The organism is Paenibacillus sp. FSL H7-0942, from assembly GCF_045040715.1.
In the GTDB taxonomy this organism is placed as follows: domain Bacteria; phylum Bacillota; class Bacilli; order Paenibacillales; family Paenibacillaceae; genus Paenibacillus; species Paenibacillus amylolyticus.
The window spans coordinates 2381252-2393856 of sequence record NZ_CP150279.1; the positions used below are offsets into that span (position 1 = coordinate 2381252).

The 12605-nt window shown below is 46.1% G+C and carries 9 protein-coding genes; all 9 read left to right on the forward strand.

Annotated features, from left to right (window positions below; genetic code table 11):
- Positions 1–26: 26 nt before the first annotated feature.
- Positions 27–1655, forward strand: coding sequence for a response regulator (locus tag MHI48_RS10800; RefSeq protein WP_036609553.1), 1629 nt, complete (start codon positions 27–29; stop codon positions 1653–1655).
- Positions 1656–1778: 123 nt separating this feature from the next.
- A complete protein-coding gene (locus MHI48_RS10805; RefSeq protein ID WP_036609551.1) occupies positions 1779–3464 on the forward strand; it encodes an extracellular solute-binding protein in 1686 nt (561 codons plus the stop codon).
- A 189-nt stretch (positions 3465–3653) separates the two neighbouring features.
- A complete protein-coding gene (locus MHI48_RS10810) occupies positions 3654–4544 on the forward strand; it encodes a sugar ABC transporter permease (protein WP_017689297.1) in 891 nt (296 codons plus the stop codon).
- Between the two features lie 29 nt (positions 4545–4573).
- On the forward strand, positions 4574–5452 hold the full coding sequence (locus MHI48_RS10815) for a carbohydrate ABC transporter permease (protein ID WP_036609548.1): 879 nt from the start codon (positions 4574–4576) through the stop codon (positions 5450–5452).
- A 32-nt stretch (positions 5453–5484) separates the two neighbouring features.
- Positions 5485–6570 (forward strand): arabinogalactan endo-1,4-beta-galactosidase, encoded by a 1086-nt coding sequence (locus MHI48_RS10820; RefSeq protein ID WP_081745916.1) that lies wholly within the window; start codon positions 5485–5487, stop codon positions 6568–6570.
- Positions 6571–6679: 109 nt separating this feature from the next.
- The gene (locus MHI48_RS10825) at positions 6680–8752 is read left to right on the forward strand and encodes a beta-galactosidase (RefSeq protein WP_036609546.1); all 2073 of its coding nucleotides are present in this window, start codon (positions 6680–6682) and stop codon (positions 8750–8752) included.
- A 207-nt stretch (positions 8753–8959) separates the two neighbouring features.
- On the forward strand, positions 8960–10399 hold the full coding sequence (locus MHI48_RS10830; protein WP_405143927.1) for an NAD-dependent malic enzyme: 1440 nt from the start codon (positions 8960–8962) through the stop codon (positions 10397–10399).
- Between the two features lies 1 nt (position 10400).
- Positions 10401–11123, forward strand: coding sequence for an HD domain-containing protein (locus MHI48_RS10835; protein ID WP_081745915.1), 723 nt, complete (start codon positions 10401–10403; stop codon positions 11121–11123).
- A 300-nt stretch (positions 11124–11423) separates the two neighbouring features.
- A complete protein-coding gene (locus MHI48_RS10840; protein ID WP_017689291.1) occupies positions 11424–12491 on the forward strand; it encodes an aromatic acid exporter family protein in 1068 nt (355 codons plus the stop codon).
- Positions 12492–12605 lie beyond the last annotated feature (114 nt).

Genomic DNA, 12605 nt, shown 5'->3' on the forward strand with positions numbered 1-12605 from the left:
AATGAACGAAATAGGGAGTGAATCACTTGATTGATATATTACTGGTAGATGATGAGACATACGTAACAGAAAGTCTGGAACTTACGATCCCCTGGGGAGAGCTTGGAGTAACGACCGTTCTGCGTGCCGCATCCGGTAAGGAAGCGTTGGAGATTATGGAGGAAAATGCAGTAGACATCGTAGTTACCGATATTCGTATGCCTGGCATGTCAGGACTGGATCTCATTGCAGAGGTAAGCAAGCGCTGGTCTCATATCCGCTGTATTTTACTAACGGGTCACAGCGATTTTGATTATGCTAAAAAAGCCATTCAATTGCAGGCAGCGGACTATATCCTGAAACCCGTAAACGATGATGAGTTTATGGGGTCGGTGTCGGCAGCCATTACGTCTCTTCGCGATGATTGGGATGAATTCGATAAATATCACCGGCTTTTATACAGTCGGAAGTCTGACTATAAAATTTTACGAGAAAATCTCATGCATGATCTGCTGCTGGGGCGTGAGATCACGGCGCGGGCACTTCGGGAACAACTGCAACAATATGAGATTCATATCGATCCAGAACAATCGGCTGTGATGATGCTGATTCGCCTTACAGGACGTTTCTCATCAATGGACCAGCAGTCTCTGGATCTGATGGATTTTGCGGTAGGTAATATTGCAGAGGAAGTACTCGGAGAGCAATTTAACGTGTGGTTTGGTCGCGGACCCCATGAGTGTCTGGTTATGTTCTTGCAGAATCAAGATCAGATCGTAGCTCCGCAGATGGACTTGGAGACGCTGAGAATCTCAGCTGAAACTTTCCGTGAGCATGTCATTCGATATTTACAGGGAGATCTGTCCATGGTAGTTACACCGTCATTTCCCTTTAACGAGTTGACAGCAGCTTATCGAAAAAGTCTGGGTTCGCTTGTCCTTTCAGGACCGGAAGAACACAAGATTATATATATGGACATGGATCAGGCACTCAGCAAAAGACCGGAGAATGATGCAACGCAGGCGCTCGAAGAGCTGTACAAACCGCCTGTACTTCCGCAATTGCTCGAGACCAAGCAATGGGAAGCGGCAGCGCGTAAGCTGAACACGGTCTTTGACGCGGCAGAACAGGTACGATTGTCCAGAGAACATGTGTATGAGATGTATCTGTCGGTAACTAATGCATTTATGTATATCGCCCATAAACAGGGGCATCTGGTGCATGAGATTGATCATGCGGGATTCGATCTGCTCCTTGCTCATCAGTTGATTCAATCCCCCGAGAAGCTGCGGCGTTGGGCCACCGAGATGCTGGCGAAGCTTCAGGAAGAGTTGTCCGATCAGGAAGGTGTGCAGAGCCGCAGACATGTGATCAAGCAGGTTCAGGAGTTGGTGACAAGAGATACAGGACAGGATCTGTCGGTGAAGATGATTGCGGACAAGGTATATTTACACCCCGTATATTTATCGAAAATTTACAAGGCAGAGACTGGGGAAGGTCTTGGGGACTACATGATTCGTATGCGCATGGAACGTGCTCTATATCTGCTTAAGAATAGCAACAAAAAAATATACGAGATTACGAGTGAACTTGGCTATCAAAATCCGCAATATTTCAGCAAAATGTTCAAAAAACATTATGGTATGACACCAAATGAATTTCGAGATCAGGCATAATTTCAACAACATTCCAGAATATAGGTTGGCAAAGGTGCAGAAATCTTGATTTCGTATCATAGGCTCAAAGGCCTGGTCAGCCTATAATGAAAGGGTAACCAAAACGATTTAAGGGGGAACAACATGAGAGCGCAATCAACAAAAAAGAGATTCTTGACGCTTCTCGCTACAACGCTGAGTCTAACTGTCGTTCTTGCAGGATGTTCAGGAGGCAGTGGGGGCGGAGATAGTGCAACACCAAGTACATCTGGAACCCAAAACGAATACAAAGAGAAATATGATCCGGCAGTTACTATTACTACAGCATGGGGAATCGATCCAGAGCTGAAATTTAAAAATGGCGAATCCATGGAAAATAACGTGGCAACCAAGTGGGCCAAAGATCAATTCGGGATTGAAATCAAATCGTTGTGGTCAGTAACAGACACAAATGGAGCATTTGCAACCAAGCTTCGTCTTGCGATGTCATCAGGACAGGAAATGCCTGATATTGTAAACGTAGGTGATAATCTGCTTGCTCAGGATCTGATTGATTCTGGAATGTATCAAGAAGTAGGTCCACTGTTCGATAAATATGCTTCGGACACATGGAAAAAAGCAATTGAACAAGATCCAAACGTATGGAACCAGTATAGTCGTGATGGAAAAAGAATGGGTATCCCTGTTCTGGACTATGCCTACAACAATGATTACTTGCTCTGGATTCGTCAGGATTGGCTGGATAAGCTGAACATGAAGGCACCAAAAACCATCGACGAACTGGAAGCAGTGATGGAAGCATTCAAAAACAATAACCCTGACGGCTTGGCTCCTGATAAAGTCACTCCGCTCAGCATTGGTTTCAAAACTTCCATGAATACATGGATGGGAGACCCATCTTGGATCTTCGGAGCATATGGAACATTGCCGTTCCAATGGAATCTGGGGGAAGACGGCAAGCTGGAGTATGGCTCTATCAATCCGGGTATGAAGCAAGGTCTGACCAAATTGAGCGAATGGCTCAAAAAAGGATATATCCCGCAGGAAGCAGCTCTATGGGATGAGAACAAAACAGCAGAGCCAGCAGTTGCAGGAACTGCGGGTATTATTCCAGGACCTTACTGGATGAGTGGATGGCCACTTCTCGATACAGTGAAAAATGTACCGAGTGCCGTGTGGAAACCGATTGAAATTCCGTCTGGTCCTGAAGGCAAAGCGATGCGTCACGGGACACAGTTCGTTAATGGTGTTACGTTGATCAAAAAAGATATGGCACACCCAGAAGCATTCTTTACGTATCAGAACTACCTGTTTGACAATTATGCAGACCCGGCACCAGGTAGCCCTTATGATAACGGTCTGTTTGCAGGCTATGATTATCAACTGGATGCAGATGGAAAACAAATGCCGATTGACGAGATCGAAGGCGGATATGTGAACGTTGTACGTTATTTGCTTGTTCGTGACGGTGCTCGTATTCCAGATGCACAGATGAAAGCTCTGATGAATTTGGCCAATGGCAAAGAGCCGGAAACCAAGCTTGAAAAAGATGTTGCTGTCAACTACGGTAAAGAGACTCCAGCAGCAGCGAAAGTGTTGCTGAGCCAAGAAGAAATTTCCTTCAAGAACATGTTCACAGGTCCGACAACAAAGACGATGAAATCCAAGCTTGACTATTTGAACAAAATCGAGAATCAAGCATTTAACGAAATTATCTATGGCAAAAATCCGGTTGATGCGTTTGATACCTTTGTACAAACGTGGAAATCCGGTGGCGGTGACCAAATTACGCAAGAGGTTAACGAATGGTATGACAGTGTGAAAAAATAATTACAAGGAGCGCCCAGACGACTAACGTCTGGGCGCTTTTTTTGTTTATTAGAGCTGAGGCAAAGTGGTTGAATTTGTGCCATTTATATTGCTTTTATGTGCTGTTTGGACCCCGTAAAAGGTTGATATAATCGCATTATAAGCCACTCAGGGAGTACTTGAGTAGGAAGAAATACAGGGGGAGCAATCATGAGAACTTTGAAACGCACTTGGCCATTCCACGTTATGCTGTTGCCAGCCATTATCTTTCTGATTATCTTCAGTTATGTGCCTATGGGCGGAATCATTATGGCGTTCCAGAACTACAAGCCATGGCTTGGGATTAGCGGTTCTGAATGGGTTGGGCTGGACAACTTTAGATATTTGTTTGAACGTGAAGACAGCTTACAGGTCATCTGGAACACATTAATTATTGCTGTACTTAAACTGATTTTCAATTTATTTGTTCCATTTGTTTTTGCCATTCTTTTGAATGAGGTTCGCAAGATGGCTGTACAGCGAACGATTCAAACACTCGTATATTTACCTCACTTCTTGTCCTGGGTCATTCTGGGCGGGATTTTGATAGATCTGTTGTCAACAGGCGGCTTGGTTAACCGGGTTCTGGGAACCTTTGGACTTGGGCCATATTTCTTCCTGGGAGACAACAGTTGGTTCCGATCTACGGTCATTCTGACAGATGTGTGGAAAGAATTTGGCTATAACATGATTGTCTTTCTGGCTGCCCTTGCCGGAATTAATCCAGCGTTGTACGAAGCAGCGGAGATTGACGGAGCAGGACGCTGGAAACAGACACTGCACATTACAATCCCTTCGCTTGTGCCGATGTTGATGGTTGTAGGAACACTGGCGCTTGGTAACGTACTGAATGCCGGATTTGACCAGATATTCAACTTGTATAACCCGCTCGTATATCAAACGGGTGACATCATTGATACATTTGTATATCGTTCCGCAATGCAGAATGGTGAGATGGGCTTTGCAACCGCGATCGGATTGTTCAAATCGGTTATTAGTATGATCTTGATCCTTGTATCGTACAGCTTAGCCAAAAAATACGCTGGATATCGCATATTCTAAACGAATGAACAGAGAAAGAAGGGACCACGATGTATCATAAATCATTGCCTTATCGCGTGTTTAATATAGTCAATACCTGCTTTCTGATTTTGGTCGCCATTATGTGTATCGTACCAATGATTCATGTACTGGCAGTATCCTTTAGTACAAAGGCTGCTGCCGATGCCAATCTGGTCAATCTCTGGCCCGTAGGTTTTTCACTTGAGGCTTACAAAAAAACGATGAACAATCCAATTTTCTTGAACTCGCTCTGGATTTCACTTCTACGTACAGTGATCGGTACAGCTATTACCTTGCTGATTACGTTCCTGGCGGCGTATCCGTTGTCCAAAGAGAATAGTGAATTCAAAGGCAGAACGATCTACTCCTGGATTTTTGTATTCAGTATGATTTTCAACGGGGGATTGGTGCCGTTCTACATGGTTATCCAGAAGATCGGGTTGATGGATTCCTTCTGGGTACTGGTACTCCCTGGGGCAGTTAACACATTCCTTGTCATTCTGATGCTGAACTTCTTCCGCGGTATTCCAAAAGAGCTGGAGGAAGCGGCCCTGATGGATGGAGCTAGCCATTTCAGAACATTGTTCAGGATCTTTCTTCCCATTTCGATGCCGTCCATTGCAACAATTGCATTGTTCAGTATGGTGTTCCACTGGAATTCCTGGTTTGATGGATTGCTCTACATGAATAATGCCAAGGATTACCCACTTGCTACATTTATGCAAACGGTCATTATTGGACGTGATATGAGTAGCATGAGCATGAATCCAAAAGAAATGGAAGCCCTCTCTCAAACTACGGTAAGGGCAGCTCAGATATTCATCGGAAGTGCACCGATCTTGATTGTGTATCCTTTCCTGCAACGTTTCTTTGTCAAAGGTATGACGTTGGGCTCAGTTAAAGGCTGAGCCTGTACCCCAAATTAATGGAGGTTGATACAGTGAGCAACTTGACGGAAAAGACATTCATTCTGGGAATGGATGTGTCCTTTATGGATGAAATCGAACAGCATGGCGGGAGTTATAGTGATGTGGATGGCAAGGAACAAGACTTGCTGTCCATCCTGAAGATTAATGACGCTAACGCGATACGACTTCGAATCTGGAATGATCCTGTTGGTGGATTCTGCAATCTGGAGCGGACGGTGGAGGTAGCCAAACGGATCAAGGAACAGGGCTTGAAATTTTTGCTTGATTTCCATTATTCTGATCGCTGGGCTGATCCAGCCAATCAATGGAAGCCGAAAGCATGGGAGCACCTGTCCTATGAAGAGCTTCAACGTGCGGTATGCATGTATACGGCTGACGTTCTGAGAACGTTGAAGGAACACGATGCGCTTCCGGACATGGTGCAGGTGGGCAACGAGATTACACCAGGCATGTTATGGAATGAGGGACGTGTTGGTGGAGAAGAGCATGATACGGACGAACAGTGGGAGCGTTTTGCAGGCCTTGTGAAGTACGGAATTGCTGCGGTCAAATCCGTTGACGCGGATATTCAGATTATGATACATATTGATCGTGGTGGAGATAACGCCGAGAGCCGCAAGTTTTACGATCGCTTTGAAGCACTGGGTGTGGAGTTTGATATCATTGGTCTCTCGTATTACCCTTGGTGGCATGGCACACTCGACGCATTACGTGACAATCTTCATGATCTGGCTGAGCGTTATGGCAAACCGATCAATGTAGTTGAAACCGCTTATCCCTGGACGCTGGAGCAGCCGGAAGGCATTGAATGGATTTTGAATCAGGAAGATATGTTGTTACCAGGATACCCTGCAAGTGTAGAGGGACAGACCAAATACCTGAAGGATCTATTGCAGATTATTCGCGAAGTTCCTGGTGGTTTGGGTCACGGATTCTATTATTGGGAACCTGCCTGGATACCAAGTAAAGAAGAATGGTCCGTCGGTCATCCGAATAACTGGGGCAACCTCACCATGTTTGATTTTAAAGGTCGCAAGTTGGAATCGTTTACAGCACTTGCTACTGTTGAAGAATCAGATGTCGTGACATACGTGTAATCTAGCGTAATATGTATCGTCTGTGAAGTCGTTGTTATCGTTATCGTTATCGTTATCGTTATCGTATATAAACTAAAAAAACAGTAATTAAAGCAAGGGAGTTGTCATTATGACATACAAATTTCCACCTGTAAGTTCCAAAGCCCCGCACATGTTGCATGGCGCAGACTATAACCCGGAGCAATGGCTCCGCTATCCTGAAGTTCTGGAAGAAGATATTCGCTTGATGAAGCTTGCCAAGTGTAACGTGATGTCCATTGGTATCTTCTCATGGGTATCCCTTGAGCCGGAAGAGGGTGTATACACGTTTGAATGGTTGGATCAGGTGTTGGATCGTTTTGCAGCAAACGGTATCTATGCATTCCTCGCTACACCAAGTGGTGCTAGACCTGCTTGGATGTCCGCGAAGTACCCGGAAGTGCTCCGCGTATCCGAGAAGCGTGTCCGCAATCTGCATGGTTTCCGTCACAACCATTGTTATACTTCCCCGGTATACCGTGAGAAGGTTACTGCGATTAACACAAAACTGGCAGAACGTTATTCGGATCATCCGGCTGTAATCGGCTGGCATATCTCGAACGAGTTCGGCGGAGACTGTCATTGTGATTATTGTCAGGAAGCATTCCGTGGTTGGGTTCAGAAGAAGTATAAAACACTCGATGAACTGAATCATTCGTGGTGGACCACATTCTGGAGCCATACGGTTACAGACTGGAGTCAAGTGGAATCTCCGGCTCCACACGGTGAGACACAGGTACACGCAATGAATCTGGATTGGCGCCGTTTCGTTACGGACCAGACAGCTGATTTTATCGTGCATGAAACAAAACCATTGAAAGCTCAGAATCCTGATCTGCCAGTCACAACAAACCTGATGGAATTCTATGGCGGTCTGAACTATTGGAAGTTCGCTGATATTCTGGATTTCCTCTCTTGGGACAGTTATCCGACTTGGCATGATGCAGATGACGACGCGAAACAGGCATCCCGGATCGCAATGATGCATGACATCGTTCGTTCTATCAAAGGCGGTCAGCCGTTCTTGCTGATGGAGAGTACTCCAAGTTCAACGAATTGGCAAGATGTCAGCAAGCTGAAAAAACCTGGCATGCATCTGCTCTCTTCTCTCCAGGCTGTGGCACACGGCTCCGATAGTGTTCAGTACTTCCAGTGGAGAAAAAGCCGGGGGTCCAGTGAGAAACTTCATGGTGCGGTGGTAGACCACGTAGGAACGGAACACACTCGAGTGTTCCAAGATGTCACCGACGTAGGAACGGCTCTTGAAGGCATGGAAGCCATTGTAGGAACAGCGGTTCCGGCAGAAGTTGCAATCATTTTTGATTGGGAAAACCGCTGGGCCGTTAATGATTCCCAGGGACCGCGTAATATCGGTGTGAAGTATGAGCAGACCGTGGAAGAGCATTACGAAGCGTTTTGGAAAAAGGGAGTCGCTGTAGACGTTATTGATATGGATGCAGATCTGTCCAAGTATAAGTTGCTGATTGCGCCAATGCTCTATCTGGTACGTGAAGGTGTCGGAGAACGTATTGAGAAGTTTGTAGAACAAGGTGGTACGTTTGTAGCAACTTACTGGTCTGGTATTGTTAACGAAAACGATCTGTGTTTCCTGGGTGGATTCCCAGGCCCGCTGCGTAAGACACTTGGCATCTGGTCCGAGGAAATTGACGGATTGCATGATCGTGATCTGAACGGAATCATTCCGGAGAAGGGCAATGAGCTTCAGCTCAAAACAGCGTATGATGCAATTGAACTGTGTGATCTGATTCATCTGGAAGGCGCGAAGTCCCTGGCTACGTACCGTTCTGACTTTTATGCTGGACGCCCTGCATTGACGGTTAACCAGTTGGGTTCAGGAAAAGCATATTACGTAGCGACACGTCTGAAAGCACCATTCTATGATGATTTCTATGCGAAGCTAATCGCTGACCTGAACATTGAGCGTGGACTTGAAACTGAGCTGCCTGCCGGAACAACGGCACATACGCGTACAGATGGTACAGCAGATTATGTGTTTGTACAGAACTACACGCCAGATGAGAAGCTGGTTGAACTAGATGGACAGTCCTATACCGATCTGCTCAGTGGTGATGCTGTGAAAGCAAGTCTCAGCTTGAAGCCATATGACATTTGTGTTCTGCGCAGACCGGCTGCTCGAAAATAATATAGGTTCATCCTTACTTTATAAACGGAGTTAGGATAGAAAAAGAGTGCCCTGAACGCCTGCATTGGTGTTCAGGGCATCTTTTTTAATTTATGCATTTGGCTGTTGAACCACTTTTTCTGGACAAGATAAAGGATAAACGTGTCCGCGTAGCGAAGACAAACACGTAACATGTAACTCAAGACTTTCAGTCTGGGAGGAATGGAAATGAATCAAAGAAATCTGGATGGTAACAGCATTATTATTCGACTGGAAATGACAACTAAGGATATCAAGTTTGGCGAAGTGGCTTCGGTCATCTCGGAAGCTGGGGGAGACATCATTGCCATCGACGTGATTTCCACCAATCAGGATGTAAGCGTGCGCGACTTGACGGTCGCAGTTACAGATGCACAAGATAACAGTAAAATTATAGAAGGGGTGCGCCAGCTCAAAGGTGTATCCATTATTAACGTATCGGATCGGACTTTCCTGCTTCATCTGGGCGGTAAGATCGAAGTAACACCAAAGACCCCGATTCAAAACCGGGAAGATCTGTCACGTGTGTACACTCCGGATGTGGCTCGTGTATGTTCAGCCATTTCAGAAGAACCCGGCAAAGCCTTCTCATTGACAATTAAACGGAATACAGTGGCCGTCGTATCTGATGGCAGTGCGGTACTTGGGCTTGGTAATATTGGGCCTCGTGCAGCGATGCCTGTCATGGAAGGTAAAGCGATGTTATTCAAACAGTTTGCAGGTGTGGATGCTTTCCCAATCTGCCTGGATACACAGGATACCGAGGAAATCATACGTACTGTGAAAGCGATATCACCTGGTTTTGGCGGCATTAATCTGGAGGATATCTCGTCACCGCGTTGTTTCGAAATTGAACGTCGTCTGAATGAGGAATTGGACATTCCTGTATTTCATGATGACCAGCATGGCACAGCGGTTGTGTTATATGCTGGTCTGATCAATGCGCTCAAACTGGTGGGCAAGTCCATTGAAGATGTGAAGATTGTGGTCTGTGGCATCGGTGCAGCAGGTGTAGCATGCAGCAACATATTATTGTCCGCGGGGGCCAGCCGGCTTATAGGTGTCGATCGTGAGGGTGCAATTGTACGAACACAAACCTATGAGAATGAAGTCTGGAGTGATTATGCAGCTCGTACTAATCCCGAACTGGAGACTGGCTCGCTGCGTGATGTCATTCGTGGAGCCGATGTGTTCATTGGCCTATCCCGCGGCAATCTGTTAACTCGCGAAGATGTAGAGACCATGGCAGAAGATCCAATCGTGTTTGCAATGGCAAACCCGGTGCCTGAGATTATGCCTGCCTTGGTGGAAGACATTGTGGCTGTAATGGCAACAGGACGATCCGATTATCCGAATCAGATTAACAATGTGTTATGTTTCCCGGGCATCTTCAGGGCAGTTTTGGATTGCCGAGCCACCGAAATTAATGAAGAAATGAAGCTGGCAGCCGCGCAAGCGATTGCTTCGGCCATTACGGACGAAGAGCGTACACGTTATTACATTATTCCGAGTGTGTTCAATGATAAAGTAGTCAAATCGATGCGCAGTCGCGTAATTGAAGCAGCTATTAAGACGGGTGTAGCTCGACGTATTCCTCGTGAACAGGCCCGTGAAGGCGGGGAATCGTAAGATGTCAGAGAACCCTCTTCAACCTGGCGGGAATCTGCAAGAATTAGGGCACATGCATAAAATAGATGGAATAACGGCAGGAGAGGCTGTTCTGCGCGCCGCCCGATCCTTTGTTCAAGGGGACTCATCCAAGCATAGTGATGGTCATGACTGGCCGCACATTGAACGGGTAACCGCACTTGCGGTTGAACTCGCTCACCGCATGGGTGCAGATCCATTTGTCTGCGAACTGGCTGCATTATTACATGATGTACCGGATGAGAAGCTGAATGAGAGCTTGGAAGCCGGGATGGCCAAACTGAATGACTGGCTGGATACCCAGCCTCTTGACCCGGATATACGTAACAAGGTTGTGGGTATTATTAGCACCATCTCATATGCGGGAGGACAGCGTCCTGCGGTCAGTTCGCTTGAAGCACAGGTTGTACAGGATGCGGATCGACTGGATGCATTGGGTGCGATTGGGATCGCGCGAACCTTTGCCTTTTCAGGCGCCAGGGGGCGCGAGATGTACGATCCGTCCCTTCCCCCACGGGAGCAGATGACCCGAGAGGAATATCGCAATGGGCGCAGCACAACGATAAATCACTTTTACGAGAAGTTGTTCAAGCTCAAGGATCTGATGAACACCGCCTATGGCAAGGAGCTGGCGGAACAGCGTCATGATTATATGGTGCAGTTTGTGGACCAGTTCAAAAGGGAATGGGAGGGCACGGACCGTTAGGCAGGCATAATAAGCATGAGAATTCCACAGAGGTATCATAAGTAACAGAGGCGAATCTTTGAAGTGGCGAAAATCCATTTTGAAGATTTGCTTCTTTTTGGGTTAATAATGTGTATTAACATACATAAAGAAATCAATTTCATAATACCTCTGACTTATGACATGGCAACGGAAGACCTTACATGGTACAATAAATCGTTCTCCTGAATGAATTCAGGCAAAAAAAGAAATATGGGGTAATAATGAACATGATTATCAAATGTAAAACTTCAGGTTCGGTAAAGAGGAGGGGTCATCACCATGTCGTTTGGTGCGCGTGTACTTAAGACGGGGATCGCGGTCACGCTTGCCTTGTACCTAAGCAGCCTGTTCTTGAACCCGCAATCTCCCGTGCCTGCCGCAATCGCGGCTATATTCGCCATGCAGCCTTCCATCTATCGTTCCTGGAAATACTTCCTGGATCAATTGCAAACGACCACGCTGGGAGCTATTGTCGCCCTGGTGGGGGGCATGGTGTTGTCCAATGAGCCAATCGCCGTTGGATTAATTATTGTACTTGTCATCATGATCTGTCTTAAATTAAATATGGGTGAGACGGTTGGCCTTACACTGGTCACGGTTGTATCCATTATGGAAGCATCGGGTGACTGGCATTTTGCACTCAATCGTTTTCTGTTGACACTGGTTGGTATTGTATCGGCGTTTCTCATCAACATTACGGTATTTCCTCCGAAACCGAAGGTTCAGTTCGTGAAGCAGATCCATAGTGTATTCAGTGGTATGTCGTTGCTTCTGCGAACTTCGATCTCGGATGAGATCAAGGAAGTTGTATTCCGGGAGGAGAAAAGCAACCTGGGCGGTTCCATTAAGTCTTTGTCCGACAAGTATAACTTGTTCGAAGAGGAACAGAAAAAGATGAAACGTTCGAAATTCAGCGAAACTCGTCAGATGGTGGTCTACAAACAAATGCTGCTGAGTTTGCAAAAAGGGTATGAGGTGCTGGATTCGGTGGAACGCCACTATTTCCAGGCACCGCGGACAACGGCCATGGATCAGTTTTTTGACTCACATCTAGAACTGGTTATCAAATTCCATGAGCATGCACTGCTCAAGTTCGAGGATAAGCTGAAACCTAATGGGGAAGAGGCCGCACAGTTTGTATTGGATAATGACCGTTTCATGGAGCAGGCGATCACCCAGTTTGATATCGACAAGGAAGGGATGTTACGATTGTCTATCGTGGCTGCTGCCATTTATGATTATGGATATCAGTTGGAACGTTTGAATCGACTTGCCGAACATGTGCATAGCGCCAGTGAAGACAAAGAATCACAGGACAAAATTTTGAATTGGCTTAAGTGGCCTTAAATTCAAGTTCAAAAAGTCTGGTTTTCAGTACCAAGAAGATGGAATGAAGATAGAAATGGAGTAGCGGAGCGTAGGAAAACTACGTGAGCAACGGACATTTCGGCTGAATTTCAT

Bases quoted from the DNA above. Each gene is read 5' to 3' on its own strand.
- MHI48_RS10805 (WP_036609551.1), top strand. From the start codon at position 1,779: ATGAGAGCGCAATCAACAAAAAAGAGATTCTTGACGCTTCTCGCTACA.
- MHI48_RS10810 (WP_017689297.1), top strand. From the start codon at position 3,654: ATGAGAACTTTGAAACGCACTTGGCCATTCCACGTTATGCTGTTGCCA.
- MHI48_RS10815 (WP_036609548.1), top strand. From the start codon at position 4,574: ATGTATCATAAATCATTGCCTTATCGCGTGTTTAATATAGTCAATACC.
- MHI48_RS10825 (WP_036609546.1), top strand. From the start codon at position 6,680: ATGACATACAAATTTCCACCTGTAAGTTCCAAAGCCCCGCACATGTTG.
- MHI48_RS10830 (WP_405143927.1), top strand. From the start codon at position 8,960: ATGAATCAAAGAAATCTGGATGGTAACAGCATTATTATTCGACTGGAA.
- MHI48_RS10835 (WP_081745915.1), top strand. From the start codon at position 10,401: ATGTCAGAGAACCCTCTTCAACCTGGCGGGAATCTGCAAGAATTAGGG.
- MHI48_RS10840 (WP_017689291.1), top strand. From the start codon at position 11,424: ATGTCGTTTGGTGCGCGTGTACTTAAGACGGGGATCGCGGTCACGCTT.